Raw genomic sequence first — 20,198 nt, forward strand, 5'->3', positions numbered from 1 at the left:
ACGGTGGCGTTGTATTCCATGGGATCGAACCTGTAGAGGAGCCCCCAGTGACCTTCGATCCGACCACTCTCCGCCGCGACGACTACGGCTTCTTCGGCCCGGATTCCCCGAGCTGGAAGGTGTGGACCTCCCCCACCGCCGTCATCGGATTCCAGCGCGCGGTCACCCTCGAGCACTTCGATCCGTTCCTGACCGCGGCCGTCGCCGACACGGGCAAGATCTACTCCGAGCCGCGCGACCGCCTCGACGCCACCTTCGCGTACTTCCTGATCGTGGCCATCGGCGATTCCCGCACCGCCATCCAGGCCTCGGAGCATCTGATGACGGTGCACGCGAAGAACACCGGCATCGAGCCGATCAGCGGCCAGCGCTACAGCGCCAACTCCCCCGAGACCCAGCTGTGGATCCACATCACCGGCTGGCAGTCGGTGCTCAAGGCCTACGAGATGTTCGGGCCCGGACTGACTCCCGAGGAGGAAGCCCAGTACTGGCGGGAATGCCGCATCGCCGCCGAGCTGCAGACCTGTAAGCCCGAGGACGTGCCGATCACCCGCGAGGGCGTGCGCCAGTACTACGCCGATGTCCGTGCGCGCCTGTGCACTTCGGAGGCCGCCCAGGACGGGATGCGGCAGCTGCTGTTCACCTCGCCCAAGAACGGCGCGGGCTGGACCTACGCGCTGGGCGCGCGGCTGCTGTCGTTCGCGTCGATCGCGACCCTGCCGAAGTGGCAGCGCAAGCTGGGCCAGTTCGACCGGCCCGGCTTCGTGGATCTCCTGGTGCGCCCGGCGGGCCGGATCCTGGTGTGGCTGTTCACCCTTTTCGACAAGAAGGGCCTGATCATGGCCGCGCCGATCATCGCGCCGATGGCCGGGCAGATCCTCGAACAGCACATCAAGAGTGACCTGCCCGCGCGGCTGGAGACGGTGACCCCGGCCGATGCCCGCCGCCGCTACGGGACTCGCGGGCATCGGACCGTCACCGCCGCAAGCTGATCCGAGTCAGATCAGCGGTGTGAAGTCGCGGCTGGCCAGGTACTCCGGCCGCGGACCCGGCGCGGAGTACGGGTCGCGCAGGGTGTTGTCGACGCTGTTGAACACCAGGAACAGATTCGAGCGCGGGAACGGCGTGATGTTGCCCGAGGACCCGTGCATCAGGTTCGAGTCGAACAGCAGCGCCGAGCCCGCCGGACCGGTGAACTGGGTGATGCCGTGCTTGCCTGCCAGATCGGTGAGCGCCTCCTGGGAGGGCACGCCGATCTGCTGCTCCCGCAACGACACCCGGTGGTGGTCGGTGGGCGTCTCGCCCTGACACGGCACGAACGTGCGGTGTGAGCCGGGCATGACCATCAGGCTGCCGTTGAACGGGTAGTTGTCGGTCAGGGCGATCGACAGGCTCACCGCGCGCGGGGCGGGCATGCCGTCCTCGGCGTGCCAGGTCTCGAAGTCCGAATGCCAGTAGAACCCGGCGCCGGTGAATCCGGGCATGTAGTTCACCCGGGCCTGGTGCAGGTAGACATCCGAGCCGAGGATCTGGCGGGCCAGACCCCCGATCCGGTCCTGGCGCACCAGCTCCCCGATCATCGGGCTGAACCGGTGCACGTCGAAGACCGAGCGCACTCGATGCGAGGCCCGCTCGATGATCACGCGCTCGTCGAGCAGCAACTCGGGATCGCTGGTCAGGTGCTGCATCTCGGTCGCCACCGCCCGCACCTCGTCCGGGTCGAGCAGCATGTCCAGCACCGCGTAGCCGTTGTCGTCGAACTCGGCCAGGCCGTGGGAGTCGATCGGGCCCCAGACCGTCGGGTCGTCGCGCTCGATCGGCGGCGTCCCGGCGACCGTGCGGGTGCGGTAGCGGTCGATCAATCCGTAGTCGGACAGGGTCATGCGAATCTCCTAGTCGACGGCGACCAGCGGGTAGACACCGTTCTCGTCGTGGACCTCCTGCCCGGTCACCGGCGGATTGAACACGCACAGCATGCGCATCCGGGTGCGGGCGAACAGGCGGTGGCGTTCGTGGCCGTCGAGCAGATACATCGAGCCGGGGCCCAGCTCGTAGGTGACGCCGTGGTCGAGATCGACCAGGGTGCCGTCGCCCTCGACCAGCCAGACGGCCTCGACGTGATTCTGGTAGTGGAACTCGTGGACGGACTCGGCGTCGATGGTGGTCTCGTGGAACGAGAACCCGACCCGGTCGCCGCCCAGCACGATGCGCTTGCTGCGCCAGCCCGGTCCCGCGACATCGCGGTCGGTGCCGGTGATCTCGGCGGTGCTGCGCACGATCATGTCAGCGCCCCCGCCCGCTGCCGACGACGTCCAGCGAGGAAGCCAGCAGTTCCAGACCGTGATCGAGCTCGTACTCGGAAATGGTCAGCGGCGGAAGCAGTTTCACCACCTCGTCCTCGGGACCGGAGGTCTCGACCAGCAGTCCGCGCTGGAAGGCGGCGGCGCACACCTTCTCCGCCTGGGAGGCGTCGTCGAAGACCAGGCCGTGCACCAGCCCGCGCCCGCGGGCGCTCACGCCGTCGAAGGCGGCGGCCATGCCGGTCAGGGCGCGATCGATGCGCGCGCCCTTGGCCCGGGTGGCCGACTCCAGGCCGTCGTCGGACCAGTAGTGCTCGATGGCGGTGCGGGCGGTCACGAAGGCCGGGTTGTTGCCGCGGAAGGTGCCGTTGTGCTCGCCCGGCTTCCACTGGTCCAGTTCGGGTTTGAACAACACCAGCGCCATCGGCAGGCCGTAGCCGCCGATCGACTTGGACAGGGTGACGATATCCGGTGTGATGCCGGCGTTCTCGAAGGAGAAGAACGGGCCGGTGCGGCCACAGCCCATCTGCACATCGTCCACGATCAGCAGAATCTCGCGCGCGGAGCACAATCCGGCCAGCTTGCGCAGCCATTCCACGCTGGCGATATTGACCCCGCCCTCGCCCTGCACGGTCTCGACGATGACCGCGGCCGGGCTGTCCAGGCCGGAGGAGGCGTCGTCGAGGACCCGCTCCATCCACTCGAAGGAGTCGCCCTCGGCGCCGGACAGGTAGCCGTCGAAGGGCATCGAGGTGGCGTGCTGCAACGGCACGCCCGCGCCCGCCCGCTTGGCGGCATTGCCGGTGACCGACAGCGCGCCCAGCGTCATGCCGTGGAAAGCGTTGGTGAAGTTGAGGATCTCGGTGCGGCCGGTGACCTTGCGGGCCAGCTTCAGCGCCGCCTCCACCGCGTTCGCGCCGGTGGGTCCGGGGAACTGCACCTTGTAGTCCAGCCCGCGCGGCCGCAGGATGCGCTCGCGCAGCGATTCCAGCAGTTCGCGTTTGGCGACGGTGGACATGTCCAGGCCGTGGGTCAGGCCGTCGCCCGCGATGTAGTCGAGCAGCGACTGCTTGAGCACCGGATTGTTGTGGCCGTAGTTGAGCGCGCCCGCGCCGGCGAAGAAGTCCAGGTATTCGCGGCCGGTCTCGTCGCGCAGCCAGGCTCCCGAGGCGGTGTCGAACACCGTCGGCCAGGAGCGGCAGTAGCCGCGCACATTCGATTCCAGATCCGCGAACACGGACAGGTCGGGGGTGGTGGTGATCATCGCGGTTCCTCCTGAGTGGTCACCGGTGCGATGCGGTAGAGATCCTCCGGCTGATGCCCGCCGGGGAATTGATCCGCCGAGAACAAGGTCGTGCGGGTCAGCGCCGCGCCCCGGCGGCGGGCCAGGGCGGCGAACATGGCCACCGACGCCGGATTGTCCGGCGAGATGGTGGTTTCGAGCTGGGTGATGCCGTGCGCGGTGGTGCGTTCCAGCAGTGCGTCGAGCATGTCCACACCGAGTCCGTGCCCGCGGTGCGGCTGGTCCACGGCCACCTGCCAGACGAACAGGACAGTGGGCCACGCCGGCCGGGTGTAACCGATGACGAAACCGGCTACCTCGCCGTCGATCTCGGCGACCATCGACGTGGCCGGGAAATCGCGGCACCACAGCAGATAGGCGTAGCTGGAGTTGGTGTCGAGTACCCGGGAGTTCTCGGCGATCTGCCACATGTGCGCGCCGTCGGCGAGCTCGGGTTCCCGGATCTGGATGGTTTGCTGGGATATCGCGTCAAATTTGCTGATTGGGATCTGCATGACCATCTCAGCCTGACCAAGCAACGTTGAGGTCTTCCATGCGAACTCATTGCGATCTCATGACGATCCGATGACTCCGCCCGGGACGCGAGCCTCAGCGGGGCATGTCGAGGCGGTAGCCGAGCCCGCGCACCGTCACCACGATGCGGGGGTCGGAGGGGTCGGCCTCGATCTTCGTGCGCAAGCGGCGCACATGGACGTCGACGAGTCGTTCGTCGCCGAAGAAGCCTTCGTCCCAGGCTCTTTCGAGCAGCAGGGTGCGGGTGAGCACGCGGCCCGGATTCGCGGCCAGCTCGCACAGCAGCCGGAATTCGGTGATGGTCAACGGAATCTGCTCCTCACCCCGGCGCACCGCGCCACCCTCGGGCGAAAGCACCAGCGGCGCAGCGTCGTCGGGGTCGAGCACGATCTCGGTGAGCGGTTCGGTCACCGATTCGTCGGGCAGCCCGCCCAGGTGCGGGCGCCGTCGCAGCGCCCGCATGCGCGCGCTGATCTCCTTGATCTCGAACGGCTTGGTGACGAAGTCGTCGGCACCCGCTTCCAGGGCGGCGACCACGTCATGGGTGTCGTTGCTGGCGCTGACCACCATGATCGGCACCTCGTGCGCGCGGCGGACCTCACGGATACAGGTGAAGGCGTCCATTTCGCCGGACAAGAGGTCCACGACCATCACGTCCGGCGCGCCGTTCACCCGCAGTTGTTCCAGCGCGGCCTCACCCGCGCCGGCCTCGGCGACCTCGTATCCTTCCTCTTCCATCGCCGCCCGCAAGGAGCCGCGGACCCCGTAGTCGTCCCCCACGATCATCAGGCTCGCACCCATGTTTCAATTCCTTTTCGCGTTCGACAAAGTCGAATACCCGAACCTTAGTTGCCCGAAACATGCTGGCTTTTGCGGTGTGCACGCGATAGCCAGTGCGAATTGTTGGAATTGCCACACGTCAAACGTGCTTTTCGCGCGACGCCGGAGGATGCCGCGGCTATTCACCCGGTCCGATAACCCGCAGGTCGCATGTGCGACATTGTGAGAACAGGCACAAGGTGTTTCGAATGCGAAATCGCGGTTTTCGGGGCCTATTCCCGGACGGCGATATCGATGACCGGCCCGCGTGCCGGATCCAGCCAGCGCATGAGCCGGTCCAGGTCGGCGGCGGGAACCGCGACGCAGCCCGCGGTCGGGTGGCCGTCGCCGACGTGCAGGAAATAGGCCGATCCGGCCCCCGCGACGACGGGAGCGCGGTTGTAGTCGATGACGACGGCGTGATCGTAGGCCGGGCCCGCGCTGCCGAGATCCTCACCGGCGGATTCGTCGAACGGGCAATGACCGGGCGCGCAACTGTAATGCGTGTTGTAGTAGCGCGACGCGGTGTCCGACACCCACCAGTCCGAGGTCGTCACCCGCCGGTACGGCAGCCGGGTGCCGTTGTCGGCGGCGATGCCGAAAGCCTCTGTCAGCGACCAGACTCCGGCGGGCGAACGGGTCGCCGATTCGCTGGCGGGGCCGATGCCCTGCGCGCCGACATCGGCGCGCAACGGTCCGATCGCCCGAACCCACTGCGCCCCAACCCGATCCCATGCGCTGAGAGTGGCGGTGGTCGCGTCGGCCGAATCGGAGATCACGGTGATGACCTGCCCGGCCGGGCCGCTGTAATCGGGTCGATCGTCGGTCTCGGAGTGCCGCCTGCCGCAGCCCACCGTCACGGTCAGCAGGGCCGCGGTGACCGCGGCCGCGCTGAGCAGGCGTCGACGGGAGGCGGCCATCAGGACAGGCGGTGCTCTTCGATATCGGTCGAGAGCGTGTTGCCGTTCAACTCCAGATACAGGTGCCGGTCGGTGATCGAGAGCGTGAGCGCGTTGCGGCGCTGCAGGAACGGGGTCGCGTCCTCGATGAAAGTGGGGTCGAACGAATAGACGCGGATCTCCGAGGCGTGGTGAATCCGCTTCGCCGGGAGCTGCGCCAGCACCTTGACCGGATCCCGGTGGGTGTAGATGACCACGCGGTCGGCCAGTTTGCTGCCCCGGTGGATGCGGGCGGCCTCGGGCGCGCCCACATCGATCCAGGCGGTCATGCGGGTGGTGAGGTCGCGGATCATCACCGGCGGCTCATCGGTCGAGGAGACCCCGCCGACGCTGAACGCGATGCCCTCCTCGTACTCGAGGCAGTAGGCCAGCACCCGGGTCAGCATGTATTCGGCCGTCTCCGAAGGATGCTGGGCGACCCGCAGATCCAGCTCCTCGTACACCCCCCGATCGATATCGGACAGTTGCACGGCGAAGGTGTGGAGAGTCGCGTTCAGGGCCATAGTGCTTGCAGCTTAGAACACCCCTGGTTCAGGGCTCGTCGGCGAACCGGCCCGTCGCCAGCGCCGCGTCGCGCAGCCGCGCCGGGAAGCCCGGGCCGAGCCGGGCGGAGATGTCCTCGTGGCGCAGCGGTTCCCGGCAGTGCGCGCACACCACCTCGGCGTGGGTGTCGTGGTCGCAGGCGGTGTGGTGGAGCAGCACCGGCTCCCCGGATTCGGGGGCCAGATAGCGGTCGCCCCAGGCCATCATGGCCGCGATCACCGGGAAGAAGTCGCGGCCCTGGGTGGTGAGCCGGTATTCGTGGCGCACCGGGCGGTCCTGGTAGGGAACCTTGTCGAGCAGGCCCGCCTCCACCAGCCGGGTCAGTCGCTGGGTGAGGACATTGCGGCTGAGCCCGAGGGTGGACTCGAAATCGTCGAAACGCTTGGCGCCGTAGAAAGCTTCGCGCAGGATCAGCGGCGTCCACCAGTCGCCCAGCAGGTCGACGGTGCGGGCGACGGTGCACGGCCAGTTCGCGAAACTCGTACGTTTCATGTGGTCACGGTATCCAGGCGAGCGGGAACGTACTTGTGCCAGGGGGTGCCGACCCATTCGTCACGGTCCTCGACCGAGGTCAGCTCGTTGGGCGCGGTTCCGGTGGTGACCGGGGCGCCGTCGGCGCCGGCGACCGAGAGGCCGAAACCGTTGGGCAGCGACAGGTGGCCCGAGCGCATCCGGTCGGTGGGTTCGACGGGCACGCGCGCGGTGCCGCGGCGGGTGGTGACCTGCACCAGGTCCCCGGCGGTGAGCCCGAGCCGTTCGGCGTCGCCGGTGCTGATGCGCAGGGTTCCGGCCGCGTCGCGCTTGCGCCAGGCCGGGTCCCGGAAGATGGTGTTGGCGGTGAAGGCCCGCCGCTCCCCGGCGGACAGGACGAACGGCCAGGCCGCGCGGTCCTCGGCGGCGGGCTCGGGCAGGGTGGCGACCACCTCCAGCAGCTCGGGCACCTCCAGCCGGATCACCTTGTCACGCACCCGGTTCCAGGTCTCCTCGTAGTCGTCCTCGGAGATCACGATGCCGTGCTTGCCAGTCAGGATGGCCTCGAACAGCCGCTCCCCGGCTTCCAATCCGCTGCCGTACCCGGCGCGTTCGACACTGGCCGGGAACTTGCGGACCATGTTGTAGGCGGCCGCCCACAGCAGCGCCGCCGATGCCGCGCCGTCGGGCAGGGTCTCCCCCAGCGTCCGGTACAGCAGCACGGGAGCCAGTTTCGAGCGGGCCGGATCGCCCAGAATGCCCAGGAAGGCCATGGCGAACGCCTCCCGGCCCTGAGCCAGCGCGGCCCGCAGCGGCGCGTAGTCGGCCTCGCCCAGCACACCCGCGGCCTCGACCAGGCGGGCGTGGATCTCGGGTTCGGGCAGTACGCCCTCGGGGGCGGGCAGCACCGGGTGGCGCAGATGGAAGATATTGCGCGGGAAGTCGAAGTTGAAGAAGGTGGCCTCGAACTTCTCGAACTGGGTGGGCGCGGGCAGCACGTAGTCGGCCTCGCGGGCGGTCTCGGTCATGGCGACGTCGATGACGACCACCAGTTCCAGCGCCCGCAGCGCCTCGCGCATACGGGCCGAATCGGCCAGGGAGTGCGCGGGATTGGCGCTCTCGACGAACATGGCCCGATAGCGCGCGGGGTGGTCGGTGAGGATCTCCTCACTGATCACATTGCACGGCACCAGCCCGCTCACGATCTGCGCGCCCGCCACCGGGCTCTTGGGGCCCTCCCCGGCGGGGTGTCCGCGGTCGTGGCCGAGATTGCTCAGGCCGGTGAAAGCGTATTGGGTGCCGGGCTTTCCGACATTGCCGGTGAGCAGCCACACCAGCTTCTCGACGTAGCTGACCACGGTCGAGTACCGGTTCATCTGCACGCCGAGATCCTCGAGCGCCGCCACCGACTCGGCCGCCGCCAGCCGGTGCGTCGCCGCGGTCACCAGGTCCGGATCGACATCGGCGATGGCGCAGTACTTCTCGATCGGCACCGCCCGCAGCACCGCGAGGACGGCGTCGAGGCCGGTGGTGTGGGCTGCCAGCCACTCCTCGTCGAGGAGGTTGTCGCGCACCAGGATCGCGGCCATGGCCGTGAGCAGGTACACGTCGGTGCCGGGCTTCAGCTGCAGATGGAAGTCGGCCAGTTCCGCGGTCTCGGTGCGGACCGGATCCAGCACGATCATGGATCGGGCGGGATCCTTGGCGATCTCCTTGAGCACCGTGCGCGCCCGTGGGAAGCCGTGCGACTGATAGGGATTCTTGCCGATGAAGAACGCCACCTCGGCGTGCTCGACATCGGCGCGCATCGGGTAGCCCGTCATACGCGCGCCCACCCAGAAATCGCCGGTCTTCTCCTGGGCCAGCGCGCTGGAGCGGTACTTCATGCCGTAGGCGGCCATGGTCGCCGGGGCGTACGCGCCGCCCAGGTGATTGCCCTGTCCGCCGCCGCCGTAGTAGAAGATCGACTCCCCGCCGAAGTGGTGGCCGATCTCGAGCAGCCGCGCGGAGATCTCGGAAATCGCGGTGTCCCAATCGATTTCCTCGAAGCTGCCGTCGGCGCGGCGGCGCAGCGGCGCGGTCAGGCGGCCGGTGCGCCCGTTCTGGTAGCGGTCCAGCTGCAGGGCCTTGTTGCAGGTGTACCCCTCCGAGGCGGGATGCAGCTTGTCGCCGCGGATCTTCTCGAAGGACCGGCCGTCCGGGCCGAGCAGCACCTGGATGCCGCAGTTGCACTCGCACAGGATGCAGGCCGTGGGCCGCCACTCCGTCATGTGAGCAGCGTAACTCGAGTCAGTTCACTAGCGCTACTAACTCAGAGATCCTTGACCACGATCCCGAACGCGTGCGCGAACACCGGGGCCAGCTCGAGCAGCTGATGGTTGGTGACCAGCGCGCCGGACAACGATTCGACACCACTGGAGACGCCGATCGACCGGGCCTGGCGCAGATCCACCTGCTTCAGCTTCGCGTTGCGCAGCGACAGCCCGGAGATCTCCGAGCCCGGAAAGCTCACCGAGGTCGCCTTGGCCTCGCTGATGTCCACATCGCGCAGCACGCAGTCCACGAACGAGACGTCGGTGAGCGTCGCGCCGCGCAGATTCACCGAATCGAACTTGCAGTTGTGAAAGCTCACCCGGCGCAGCACCGAACCGAACGCCTCCACCCCCGACAGCGCGGCCATCACGAATTCCACGTCCATCCAATTGGTTTCGGACAGATCGGTGCGGATCCAGCGGGTGCTGTTGAGCCAGACGTCGTTGAAGCGCGAATACCGGAAGAAGCCGCCGTTCACCGTGGTGGCCGAGATGGCGCACTCGGTGAAGGTGACCCCGCGCAGCTGCGGGTCGTCCAGGGACAGGCCGTCGAAATGCGCGCAGTCGTACGCGCCTTCGTCACGCAGCGCGTCCTGCGGCTCCAGGAAACGGGCGAAGGGCAGGTCGGCCAGCTCACGCGGCATTATCGGGCTCCTTGCTGATGACGATGACGAGCTCGGATCGGCGAACACGCCCGACTGTATGCCCGTCAGCGCGGCGCGGATTCGCCGGAGGTCAGTGCGGCGAGCAGATCGCGCAGGGTATAGCGCTGTTCCGGAGTGAGGGCGGCGAACATCTCCTCGGCGGCGTCGCGCCGGGCCGCGAACATGCGGGCGAGCGCGTCGTGACCGGCCGCGGTCAAGGTGACCAGGGTGGCGCGGCGATTGGCCGGATCCGCTTCGCGGGCAACCAGACCCGCGGCGACCAGCGCGTCGACCACGGTGGTGGCCGAGCGCGGCACGATGCCCAGGTGCTCGGCGAGCGCGGACATGCGCAGTGGTTCGTCCGCGTGCTCGGCGGCGCGGCCGATGATGCGCAGCGCGCGGGCCTGGGCGGGGGTCAGGCCGAGCGGGGACAGTCGCGCCGACTGGGTGCGGTGCAGGCGTTTGGTCGCGCGCAGGAACAGTTCGGCGAGGTCGTCCTCGCGGGGTTCCCCGGTGGCGCGCGGCTGGTCCGCGGGCGTGCTCGACATGATTCAGAGCATAACTCATTGTCCTCGGAACAATAATGAGTCAGACTCAGTTACAGCGTGTGACTCCCTGCGAAAGGAGGCGCTATGGCTTCGAAAGACACACAGACTCCGGAAACGGAACTTCGCCGGATCGTCCGGCTCTTCCAGCCCTATCGGGGACGCCTGACCCTGGTCGCGGCCCTGGTCGGCCTGGCCTCGCTGGCCGGTCTGGCCTCCCCGTTCCTGCTGCGCGGCATCATCGACGACGCCCTGCCCGGCGGCCGCACCGGCCTGCTCACCCTGCTGGCCGCGGGCATGATCGCCGTGGCTGCGCTGAACAGCGTGTTCGGCGTGCTGCAGACCTACATCTCCACCGGCGTCGGCCAGGACGTCATGCACGATCTGCGCTCGGCGGTCTACGCGCGGCTGCAATCCATGCCGCTGTCGTTCTTCACCGCCACCCGCACCGGCGAGGTGCAGTCGCGCATCGCCAACGACATCGGCGGCATGCAGTCCACCGTCACCTCGACCCTCACCTCCCTGGTCTCCAACTTCACCTCCGTCGTCGCGGCGGTCATCGCCATGTTCGCGCTCGACTGGCGGCTCACCCTGGTCTCGCTGGCCATGCTGCCGCTGTTCGTGTGGATCAGCCGCCGGGTCGGCTCCGAGCGCCGGCGCATCACCGGGGAGAAGCAGCGCAAGCTGGCGGGCATGTCGGCGATCGTGGAGGAATCGCTGTCGGTGAGCGGAATCCTGTTGGCGCGCACCATGGGCCGCTCCCCCGCCCTGGTCGAGGACTTCACCCGGGAATCGCGCGGGCTGGTGGATCTCGAGATCCGCGCCAGCATGGCCGGGCGGTGGCGGCAGTCCACCATCTCCATCGTGATGGCGGCCATGCCCGCGGTAGTCTACTGGGCGGCGGGCATGACCGTGGCCTCGGGGCATCCGCTGGTGTCGATCGGCACCCTGGTCGCGTTCACCACGCTGCAGAGCGGTTTGCTGCGGCCGTCGGTGATGCTGCTGTCGACCGGCGTGGACATCCAGAGCTCGCTGGCGCTGTTCGGGCGGATCTTCGAATACCTGGATCTGCGACCCGATATCGAGGAGCCCGAGCACCCCACCCCGCTGCCCGAGCGAGTGACCGGCGCGGTGCGGTTCGACCGGGTCGGCTTCGCCTACGACGCGGACCGGGACGTGCTCAGCGACATCGACATCGAGGTGCCCGCCGGGACCAGCCTGGCCATCGTCGGCGAAACCGGTTCGGGCAAGACGACTCTCGGCTATCTGGTGGCGCGGCTCTACGACGTGAGCTCCGGACGGGTCACCGTCGACGGGGTCGATGTGCGGGACCTGTCGTTCGCCGAGCTGTCCGCGGCGGTGGGCGTGGTGTCGCAGGAGACCTACCTGTTCCACTCCTCGGTCGCCGACAACCTGCGCTTCGCCAAACCCGATGCCACCGAGGCCGAACTGCACGCCGCGGCACGCGCGGCGCAGATCCACGACCACATCATGAGCCTGCCCGACGGCTACGGCACCCTGGTCGGCGAGCGCGGCTACCGGTTCTCCGGCGGCGAGAAGCAGCGGCTGGCGGTGGCGCGGGCGATCCTGCGCAATCCGCCGATCATGGTGCTCGACGAGGCGACCAGCGCGCTGGACACCCGCACCGAGCGGGAGGTGCAGGCCGCCATCGACACGCTGTCGGCGAATCGGACCACCATCACGATCGCGCACCGATTGTCGACCATCCGCGACGCCGATCAGATCGTGGTCCTCGACCGCGGCCGGGTGGTGGAGCGCGGGACGCATCGGGAACTGGTCGAACGCAATGGGTTCTACGCGGAGCTGCTGGCCCGCGACACCTTCGACGACGTGGTCGGGGCGTTGGACGTCTGACCTGGACGGATCGCACCGATCACGGCGGACCAATCGGTATTCTGGGTCCGGCCGACCGCAGCGGCCGGCCGCCACCGACCGTTACCGGGAGGATCCGGATGCCCACGACAGACAAGGTTTGGCCCCAAGGAACTCCGTGTTGGGTCGACTGCTCGGTCGACGATCCCGCCGCCGCGCGGGACTTCTACTCCCAGCTGCTCGGCTGGGAAGTCCTCGACAGCCCGCCCGAGGCCGGCGGCTATCTGATGGCCATGCTCGACGGCAAACCCGCCGCGGGCATCGGACCCAAGATGGGCCCCGACCCCATGCCCTCGGTGTGGACCACCTACTTCGCCGCCGACAGCGCCGACGCGATCGCGGGCGCGGTGACCAAGGCCGGCGGCGCGGTCTTCATGCCGCCCTTCGACGTCATGGACGTCGGGCGCATGTTCATCGCCGGCGACACCGCGGGCGCGGTGTTCGGCGTCTGGGAAGCCAAGGCGCACACCGGCGCCGGGATCTTCAACGAGCCGGGCGCGTACTGCTGGAACGACCTGCACACCAACGGCTACAAGCCGTCCCAGGACTTCTACAACGCGGTGTTCGGCTGGTCGTACGACGAGATCGGCAACGAGCAGATGCCCTACGCCACCTTCGCCGGTCCGGACGGACGGCCGATGGGCGGCATGGCCGACAGCACCGGGCAGCCGGGCGGCGGCCCCAACTACTGGCTGACCTGGTTCCAGGTCGCGGGCGCGGACGCCGCGCTGGACAAGGCGACCTCGCTCGGCGCGACCCTGCTCATGGGCGCCTCGGACAGCCCCTTCGGGCGCATGGGCATCGTGGCGGGCCCGCAGGGTGAGGTGTTCGGCCTCATCGACACCACCGTCACCAGCGGCTGATATCCGGAGCCGACGAAGGCCGAGTGGCGCTGCGCCACTCGGCCTTTCGCTTTCTCGCGGATGGTCAGGCGAACAGTCGGGCCACGAAGGGCACACTGTCGGCCAGCGAGGCCAGCATCGCGCCGCTGTGGTCCTTGCCCGGGTAGACATGCACCTCGGGGAAGGTGCCCGCCAGCGCCATGTCGGCGACCAGTTTGGCGGTCAGGGGCGCGGGGACGTCGGTGTCGTTGGTGCCCTGGCCGATGAACAGCGGCCGGTCGTAGCCGGTCAGCGGCACATCCATGACCGAGCGCGCGGTGGGCACGAAATCGCCCTGGGCCAGCGGGCGCGACAGCAGCTGCCCCAGCGTCAGCCCGTCGGCGCGTTCGGCCAGCGGCGTGAAGCACAGCGTCTTGGCGTCCTCGACCAGGTCCTTGCCCTCCGGGCTGAGGTAGCTGTCCAGGTCGAAGTCCGGGCGGGCCGCCTTCAGGCCGTCGAGGACGTAGGTGGCGTACGCGGTGATGTGCGGGGACCCGACGGCGGTGCCCGGACCGATCAGCGTGGCGGCGTCGACGATATTGGAGGCCGGGCCGGTGGCGACCGCGCCGCGGTAATCCAGTTCGGGCGCATAGCGAGTCGCGAGCGAGGCGGTGAACACCGCGGCCCCGCCGCCCTGCGACTGACCGATCGCGACCCACTTCGAGGCCAGCGACCGGTCCACCGCGCGGGCGGCACGCACCATGTCGATGGCGGCGTGCGCCTCGGCGCGGCCGTCGAGGTAGGCGTGCACGCCGGGGGTGCCCAGCCCGATGTAGTCGGTGGCGACGATGGCGTAGCCCTGCCGCAGCCAGGTGGCCAGGAAGCCGTTGTCGCGATCGGAGCGACCGGTCACCGACGGCGCGCAGTCGTCGCCGATGCCGACCGTGCCGTGCTCCCACGACAGCACCGGCCAGCCGCCGGGCGGCGGGGCGCCCGCCGGGGTGAACACGACCCCGGTGGACAACGCGGGCTGATCGGACGAATCGCGGGTCCAGTAGGTGAGTTTGCGGGCCGATCCGGTCCCGTCGAGCCACAGGTGTTGCGGCAGCGCGTCATCGCCGACGACCGCGCCCGGGGTCGCGCCCTCGGCCCGCGCGGGCGGGTCGGCCAGGGCGGCGGCGGTGAGCGGGCCGGTGGCCAGCATCGCCGCCGAGACCAGGGTCATCACGGTGCGTCGCGTCATCGAGGAGTCCTCTCGTACTCGTCTCGCTCGGGTGTCGCAGAGCGACATTCCGGTCAGACTATGTGATCGGCGCCGGGCCGCGGCCGTTCGCGTGCCGCGGGTCAGCGCAGCGCCGCCTCCGGTGCGCGCATCAGCCCGCCGACGCGACCCGGGCTCCGGACCAGCTCAGCTACTCGGTGGAAGCCCCTGAGAGCGTGGGCAGCTTCACCGAGATTTGGCGAGTTCAGCACTCCCGCAACCTCCGAAAGGCTCGAAACGCCGGCGTCAGGACGGCGGGAGCAGGCCGCGCAGGCGCAGGTCGGCGGCGTACTTGTCGATGAGCCCTCTGGTCAGGTGCGGGATGTCTCCGGTCGGGCCGAGTTTCGCGTGCTGGACCGCGGCCTGGAAGCGCTTGGCCGGGAGGGCCGCGCCGGGGATCGGGGGTGCGGGGTGGCGGTAGGCGTGCAGCAGCGGGAGCACCGAGTAGGAGCGTTGTTTCTCCGGGAGCGCGCGCAGGGCGGTCTCGAAGCGGGTGAACCAGTCGCGGTGCGCGTCGATGCGGTCGATGGGGTGGCCGGATTCGATGAGCCAGTCCACGAACTCGTCGAGGGAGATCCCGTCGTCGTGCGGGTTGAGCACGTCGAAGCTGTCGAAACCATCGGTGACGCGGGCGCCGAGAGCGGTGATGGCGGCGGCGGTGAAGTCGGCGGGCAGGCCGTCGTAGTGGGCGCGCTGCCGTTCGCCGCGAGCGTCCAAGGCGTAGAACGACTTCGGGGCCAGACCGGTGGCGAGCACGCTGAGCAGCAGGCGGGTGAACATGTCGGGCAGGTTCAGCTGACCGGCGAAGGTGGTGTGGGCCAGGATCATGTCGGAGCGGAACACCGCCACCGGCAGCCCGCACAGATCGTGGGCCTCGCGCAGCAGCACCTCACCGGCCCACTTGCTGTTGCCGTAGCCGTTGGCGTAGCCGTCGTCGAGGGAACGCACGGGGCTGATCTCGCGGATGTCGCCGTCCTCGGTGAAGACCGCGGGATCGATCTGCGCGGCCACGGCGACCGTGGACAGATAGGTCACCGGCTTGCGGACCGTGGTCAGGGCCAGCCGGATCACCTCGGCGGTGCCGACCACGTTCGGTGCGAAGAGCTGGTCGTAGGGCAGCACGTGGTTGACCAGGGCGGCGGGGTGCACGATCAGGTCGACGGTGGCGGCCAGGTCCTGCCATTCCTGGTGGTCCAGGCCGAAATACGGGTCGGCGATGTCGCCGGCGAGCACGCGCAGGCGGCGGTCGGCGAGCTCGCGGTAGCGCGCGAGCAGCGCCGGATCGCCGCTGTCGAAGACCTCGTCGAGCCGCGCTCGCGCGGACTCGGCGTCGCGGCCGCGGATCACGCAGATCAGGGTGCCGCCCGAATCGTCCAGGCGCTCCAGCCATTCCAGGCACAGGAACCGGCCCAGGTAGCCGTTGGCGCCGGTGAGCAGCACCGTGCGCGGCGGCTGCGGGGCGAGCGGCAGCTCGGGGGCCGCGTCGAGGGTCGGCGCGTCGAGGAACTTGTCGAGGGTGAGGTCGGCGGCCCGGATCTCGGTGCCGCCGTGCACCGTCGCCGCGGTCGGGCGGATGTCACCGGCGCGCGCGGCCTCGATGTAGGCGGCCAGCCCGGTGAAGTCGTTGGCGGGACTCACGATGACGCCGACCGGCACCTCGATGCCGAAGATCTCCCGCAGCAGCGTCGAATACGACAGCGCCGACAGCGAATCCCCGCCCAGATCGGTGAAGTGCTCGTCCGCCGCGGGCTCACCGCCGCCGAGGATCGCGCACGCCGCCGTGCGCACCGTCTCGAGCACCGGCCGGTCGGCGGCCCCGACGCGCAGCGCGGCCAGCTCGTCCTCCTGGCGCCGGGCCTGGGCCCGGTAGAGCTCCTCGAGCCGGTCGCCGTAGCGTTCCCGCAGCTTGGGCCGCAACAGTTTTCCGATCCCCGACAGCAGCCCGTTGTCCTGGGTGAAGGGCTCGGATTCGAGCAGGAACTCGCGCGGAATCTCGTAGGACTCCAGCTCCGCGTCCTTGGCCAGCTGCCGCAGCGACTCGGCGATCGCGGCGGTCCGTTCGGCGGGTTCGAGCGCGCGGGCCGCGTCGGTGGGCACGATGACGGCCAGCAGATGCGAGCGTTCGCTGGAGCCGTGCACGAAGATCTGGGAGATGAGCGGGCTGGTGGCGTAGACCGCCTCCAGCGTGGCCACCGTCACGAACTCGCCCTGCGACAGCTTGAGCACATTGTTGCGGCGGTCGACGTAGACCAGGTGGTCGGGGCGGACCTCGGCGACGATGTCGCCGGTGCGGTAGAAGCCGTCCTCGTCGAACATCTCCGCGGTCAGCTCGGGCCGCTTGAAGTAGCCGGGGACCTGCAGGATCGACTTCACCAGGAACTCGCCGCGCGGATACGGCTTGTCGGTGGCGAAATAGCCGAGCTCGGGGACGTCGACCAGCTTGTAGTCGAGCACCGGCGGCCGGCGGATCTCGTTGTCGATGAGCAGGCCGCCGCCCGCCTCGGTGGAGCCGTAGCCGTCGATGAGCGGCTGATCCAGCACCGAGTTCATGAACTCCTTCATCTCCGCGGAGATGGGCGCGCTGCCGACCATGACGCGGGCCAGGCGCTCACCCAGGAAGTCCTGTCGCAGCGCGGTTTTCGCGGCCGCCGCGGCCTCCTCGGCGGACGCGCCCGCGGCCCGGCGGCGCTGCGACTCGCTCTGGTAGCGCTGGAACACCATCTCGCACACGCGCGGCACGAAGAACGCCTCGGTGGGCCGGGCCAGCCGGAAGTCCTCGAACAGGGTCGACATATCGCCCGAGGCGGTGCAGTAGACGGTGCCGCCGCGGGAGAAGGTGCCGTTCACCACCATGCGTCCGGCGACGTGGCTCAGGGGCATGTAGCAGAAGTTCAGCACCGGGACCGGGATCTGGGCCGGGCCCTGCCACATTCCGGTCACCAGGCGGTGGGTGTAGATCGCGCCCTTGGGGGTGCCGGTGCTGCCGGAGGTGTAGATGAGCAGCGCGGGCTCGTCGGGGTCGGCGGGCACGTGCGGCGGGACCGGCGGCAGGTCGCGGCCCCGATCGGTCACGGCCGCAAGGGTTTCCAGCGTCAGCGCGGCGCCCGACTCGGCGATGCGGCGTTGTGCGGCGGCGTAGGTCTCGGCCTGGCGGTCGTCGCCGGGATCGAAATCGAAGACCACCAGCGATTTCACCGGGGTGTCGTCGAGGACGCAGTCGAGGGCGTGGGTGAGCAGTTCCAGGCTCACCGCCAGCGCCCGTGCGCCGGTCTCGGCGATGATCGAATGCCATTGCGCGGCCGGGGCGCTCGCCTGCAACGGCACGCTCACCAGGCCGAGCCGGACGGTCGCCAGCTCGACCGCGGTGAGGTCGCCGCTGACCAGGCCCAGCGAGCACAGGAAATCGCCGGGGCGCAAGGGATTCCGCGTGTCCGCGTGCCAGTCGGCGGCGAGTGCGCCCGCGCGCGACCACAATTCGCGATAGGTGATGGCGCGATACCCGGGCAGCAGCCGCCGGGTGCGTCGGCCGTCCGGCCCGGTGACGATCTCGGCGGCCCGCTCGGCGATGGCCGGACGGTCCGCGTACCCGTCCATGAGGATCGCCACGACCTCGGACTGCGCCAGTCCGGGCTGCTGGGCCGCGGCCGCGATCTCGGGTGAGGGCGCCAGCGCGCGGACCTGATCGTCGACCAGCAGCGCCTGGAAGCGCCGGGCGGCCTCGGCGCGGGCGAGCCGATCCGCCAATCGCTGGGTCAGCTCCGCACGCGCGGCGTCCTCGACCATCACTGCCTCCCTGGATCTCCAGTGACCGCACGCCCCGAATCCGGTTCGGGCGCCGGGATTTCTCCCAATCGCTTAGCCTCGCTAAGTATCCCTACGATGCGGGCGCGGAACAGGAAAGTCAAGACTCCGCGGTGCATCCCCGAACAACAGAATGCACCGCGCGTCAGTCGAGGGCTAGCGGTAGCCCAGATCCGCGACTGCGGCATCGATCAGATCCGCGATCGCGCCCGGCTGCGAGGCCAGCGAGGCGTGGCTCGCGGGCAGCTCCACGATGCCGCGCGGGCCCATGCGCTCGGCCATCCGCCGCTCGTTGTCCGGGTTGATCATGCGGTCCTCGGTGGACACCTGATACCAGGTCGGCTTGGCCTTCCAGGCCGGGGCGGTGACCGCGTCACCGAAGGCCGACCCCACCGGCGCCTTCTGGGTGACGGCCATGACCAGCGCCTCGTCCTCGGTCAGGTCCTGACAGAAGCTGTCGTGGAACTTGTCCTGCGCGATCCACAGGTAGCCGTCCGAATCCGGCGCGATGGCCGCGACCGCCGCCGGGGGCAGCTGCTCGGTGATCTGACCGGGACTCTCCCCCGCGTCCGGCGCGAAGGCCGCGACATAGACCAGACCCTCGACATTGGGCAGGTCACCGGCCTCGGTGATGACCGCCCCGCCGTACGAATGGCCCACCAGCAGGACCGGCCCCGCGATCTGGCGCACCATCTGCTGGGTCCGGGCGGCATCGTCGGCCAGCCCGGTGAGCGGGTTCTCCACCGCGTACAGCGACTCGTAGCCGCGCCGTCGCAATTCCACGATGACCTTGGCCCAGTGCGCCGCACCACCCCAGAATCCGTGTACCAGAACGATCGCAGGTTTGTCCGCCATGGCGTATCTCCTCTCGAAGTACTGATCTCATGTGCTTCCCGGGTTGCGAGATCTACGCTATTCGGATGATGGAGCAAAGACCATGACGGAAACACCGCAAAACTTTGCCGAATCACCGGATGCCGTGTTGCCGGACCCGGCGGAGCTCGCGGGACTTGACGCCCTGTCGGAGATTCTGGAGACGGTGCGGCTACGCGGCGAGACCGTCGCCCGGCACACCGCCGAATCCGATGCCCCGGTGCGGGTTCCGGCCGGCAAGCGGGTGCTCCACATCGTCGAGCAGGGCGCCGTCGAGATCCGGGTGGACGGCGAATCCGGCCCCACCACAGCGCATTCCGGCGACATGGTGGTACTCGCCCGCGGCGACGGCCACACCGTGACGCCGCTGACGGCCGACACCCGCTGGGTCACCGGCTCGTTCCTGGTCGACGAACCCCAGGCCGCCCCACTGCTTTCCGTGCTCGCCTCCGCGATCCACATCGACGCCGCCGGTCGCGCCCGCGACTGGCTGCCGTTGAGCCTGAACCTGCTGATGGTCGAGGTCACCGATCCGCGGCCGGGCGCGGCCGCCATGATCTCGCGCATCCTGGACCTGCTGTTCATCCACGCGCTGCGCGCCTGGTCCACCGACACCGCCGCCCCCGGCTGGCTGACCGCCGCCCTCGACCCGGCACTCGCCCCCGTCCTCACCGCCGTGCACCGCGCGCCCGCCGCCCCGTGGACGGTGTCGGATCTGGCGGCGCTGGCGTCCATGTCGCGCACCACCTTCACCGACCGCTTCACCCGCAGGCTGGGCCGCGCGCCCGCCGCCTATCTGGCCGACCGCCGCCTGGCGCGCGCCGCGACCCTGTTGCGCTCCACCACGATTCCCATCGCCGCGGTCGCCCACCAGGTCGGCTACGACTCCGAGGCCGCCTTCAGCCGCGCGTTCCGCCGCCGCTACGACACCCCGCCGCTGCGCTACCGCAAGGGCGACACCCCGCCCCGCCCCTGACCTGCGCCGCGCGCCCGCTTGTTATGGTGGACAGGTGATTCACATCCGGCAGGCATGGCGCTGGTCGCAGTAGCGGCCCGCTGAACCATGTCCACGGGCTGTACGCGGCCCGTGCTTCCCGACCGGAACACCCTGCTCGTGCAGCCCTCCATGAACTTTCAGGA

The 20,198-nt window shown here is 69.3% G+C and carries 18 protein-coding genes; 4 read left to right on the forward strand and 14 right to left on the reverse strand.

The features are described from left to right. Positions 1 to 47 precede the first annotated feature (47 nt). The gene (locus tag ABZ382_RS29670; protein ID WP_357095619.1) at positions 48 to 992 is read left to right on the forward strand and encodes an oxygenase MpaB family protein; all 945 of its coding nucleotides are present in this window, start codon (positions 48 to 50) and stop codon (positions 990 to 992) included. A gap of 6 nt (positions 993 to 998) precedes the next feature. Here ABZ382_RS29670 and thpD read toward each other — a convergent pair whose 3' ends face one another. The 11 genes from thpD to ABZ382_RS29725 form a co-directional block, all read right to left on the reverse strand. Next, a complete protein-coding gene (gene thpD, locus ABZ382_RS29675) occupies positions 999 to 1,883 on the reverse strand; it encodes an ectoine hydroxylase (RefSeq protein ID WP_357095622.1) in 885 nt (294 codons plus the stop codon). 9 nt (positions 1,884 to 1,892) lie between these two features. Further along, the gene (locus ABZ382_RS29680) at positions 1,893 to 2,282 is read right to left on the reverse strand and encodes an ectoine synthase (protein WP_357095625.1); all 390 of its coding nucleotides are present in this window, start codon (positions 2,280 to 2,282) and stop codon (positions 1,893 to 1,895) included. 1 nt (position 2,283) lies between these two features. Then, on the reverse strand, positions 2,284 to 3,564 hold the full coding sequence (gene ectB, locus ABZ382_RS29685; protein ID WP_357095628.1) for a diaminobutyrate--2-oxoglutarate transaminase: 1,281 nt from the start codon (positions 3,562 to 3,564) through the stop codon (positions 2,284 to 2,286). Further along, complete coding sequence (gene ectA / locus ABZ382_RS29690; RefSeq protein WP_357095631.1) at positions 3,561 to 4,097, reverse strand: diaminobutyrate acetyltransferase; 537 nt, start codon at positions 4,095 to 4,097, stop codon at positions 3,561 to 3,563. Before ectA ends, ectB begins: the two co-directional genes overlap by 4 nt. A gap of 94 nt (positions 4,098 to 4,191) precedes the next feature. Beyond that, the gene (locus ABZ382_RS29695) at positions 4,192 to 4,917 is read right to left on the reverse strand and encodes a response regulator transcription factor (RefSeq protein ID WP_357095634.1); all 726 of its coding nucleotides are present in this window, start codon (positions 4,915 to 4,917) and stop codon (positions 4,192 to 4,194) included. Positions 4,918 to 5,168: 251 nt separating this feature from the next. Then, a complete protein-coding gene (locus tag ABZ382_RS29700) occupies positions 5,169 to 5,855 on the reverse strand; it encodes a L,D-transpeptidase family protein (RefSeq protein ID WP_357095636.1) in 687 nt (228 codons plus the stop codon). Next, positions 5,855 to 6,397: a YaeQ family protein gene (locus tag ABZ382_RS29705; protein WP_357095638.1), complete on the reverse strand. Its 543-nt coding sequence runs from the start codon at positions 6,395 to 6,397 to the stop codon at positions 5,855 to 5,857. Before ABZ382_RS29705 ends, ABZ382_RS29700 begins: the two co-directional genes overlap by 1 nt. A 28-nt stretch (positions 6,398 to 6,425) precedes the next feature. After that, positions 6,426 to 6,929 (reverse strand): helix-turn-helix domain-containing protein, encoded by a 504-nt coding sequence (locus tag ABZ382_RS29710; protein ID WP_357095641.1) that lies wholly within the window; start codon positions 6,927 to 6,929, stop codon positions 6,426 to 6,428. Continuing rightward, on the reverse strand, positions 6,926 to 9,178 hold the full coding sequence (locus ABZ382_RS29715; protein ID WP_357095644.1) for a molybdopterin-dependent oxidoreductase: 2,253 nt from the start codon (positions 9,176 to 9,178) through the stop codon (positions 6,926 to 6,928). The genes ABZ382_RS29710 and ABZ382_RS29715 overlap by 4 nt, the downstream gene beginning before the upstream one ends. A gap of 41 nt (positions 9,179 to 9,219) precedes the next feature. Further along, positions 9,220 to 9,864, reverse strand: a complete 645-nt coding sequence (locus tag ABZ382_RS29720) for a pentapeptide repeat-containing protein (protein ID WP_357095646.1) — start codon at positions 9,862 to 9,864, stop codon at positions 9,220 to 9,222. 65 nt (positions 9,865 to 9,929) lie between these two features. After that, complete coding sequence (locus ABZ382_RS29725; RefSeq protein ID WP_357095648.1) at positions 9,930 to 10,412, reverse strand: MarR family transcriptional regulator; 483 nt, start codon at positions 10,410 to 10,412, stop codon at positions 9,930 to 9,932. An 84-nt stretch (positions 10,413 to 10,496) separates the two neighbouring features. Here ABZ382_RS29725 and ABZ382_RS29730 point away from each other — a divergent pair, with 84 nt between their 5' ends. Together ABZ382_RS29730 and ABZ382_RS29735 are read left to right on the forward strand one after the other, a co-directional pair. Further along, positions 10,497 to 12,284 carry an ABC transporter ATP-binding protein gene (locus ABZ382_RS29730; RefSeq protein WP_357095651.1) on the forward strand — a complete coding sequence of 596 codons (1,788 nt, stop codon included), beginning with the start codon at positions 10,497 to 10,499 and terminating at the stop codon, positions 12,282 to 12,284. Between the two features lie 98 nt (positions 12,285 to 12,382). Beyond that, positions 12,383 to 13,165 carry a VOC family protein gene (locus ABZ382_RS29735; protein ID WP_357095654.1) on the forward strand — a complete coding sequence of 261 codons (783 nt, stop codon included), beginning with the start codon at positions 12,383 to 12,385 and terminating at the stop codon, positions 13,163 to 13,165. Between the two features lie 64 nt (positions 13,166 to 13,229). Here the strand turns inward: ABZ382_RS29735 and ABZ382_RS29740 are convergent, their stop codons facing one another. From ABZ382_RS29740 to ABZ382_RS29750, 3 genes are all read right to left on the reverse strand, one after another. Beyond that, positions 13,230 to 14,366 (reverse strand): lipase family protein, encoded by a 1,137-nt coding sequence (locus tag ABZ382_RS29740; RefSeq protein ID WP_357095657.1) that lies wholly within the window; start codon positions 14,364 to 14,366, stop codon positions 13,230 to 13,232. Positions 14,367 to 14,630: 264 nt separating this feature from the next. Beyond that, the gene (gene car, locus ABZ382_RS29745; protein ID WP_357095660.1) at positions 14,631 to 18,167 is read right to left on the reverse strand and encodes a carboxylic acid reductase; all 3,537 of its coding nucleotides are present in this window, start codon (positions 18,165 to 18,167) and stop codon (positions 14,631 to 14,633) included. Between the two features lie 174 nt (positions 18,168 to 18,341). Then, positions 18,342 to 19,040 (reverse strand): alpha/beta hydrolase, encoded by a 699-nt coding sequence (locus tag ABZ382_RS29750; RefSeq protein WP_357095663.1) that lies wholly within the window; start codon positions 19,038 to 19,040, stop codon positions 18,342 to 18,344. An 82-nt stretch (positions 19,041 to 19,122) separates the two neighbouring features. Here ABZ382_RS29750 and ABZ382_RS29755 point away from each other — a divergent pair, with 82 nt between their 5' ends. After that, entirely contained in the window at positions 19,123 to 20,034 is a 912-nt protein-coding gene (locus tag ABZ382_RS29755; protein ID WP_357095666.1) for an AraC family transcriptional regulator, read from the forward strand. Positions 20,035 to 20,198 lie beyond the last annotated feature (164 nt).

This window comes from Nocardia sp. NPDC005825, assembly GCF_040630175.1.
In the GTDB taxonomy this organism is placed as follows: domain Bacteria; phylum Actinomycetota; class Actinomycetes; order Mycobacteriales; family Mycobacteriaceae; genus Nocardia.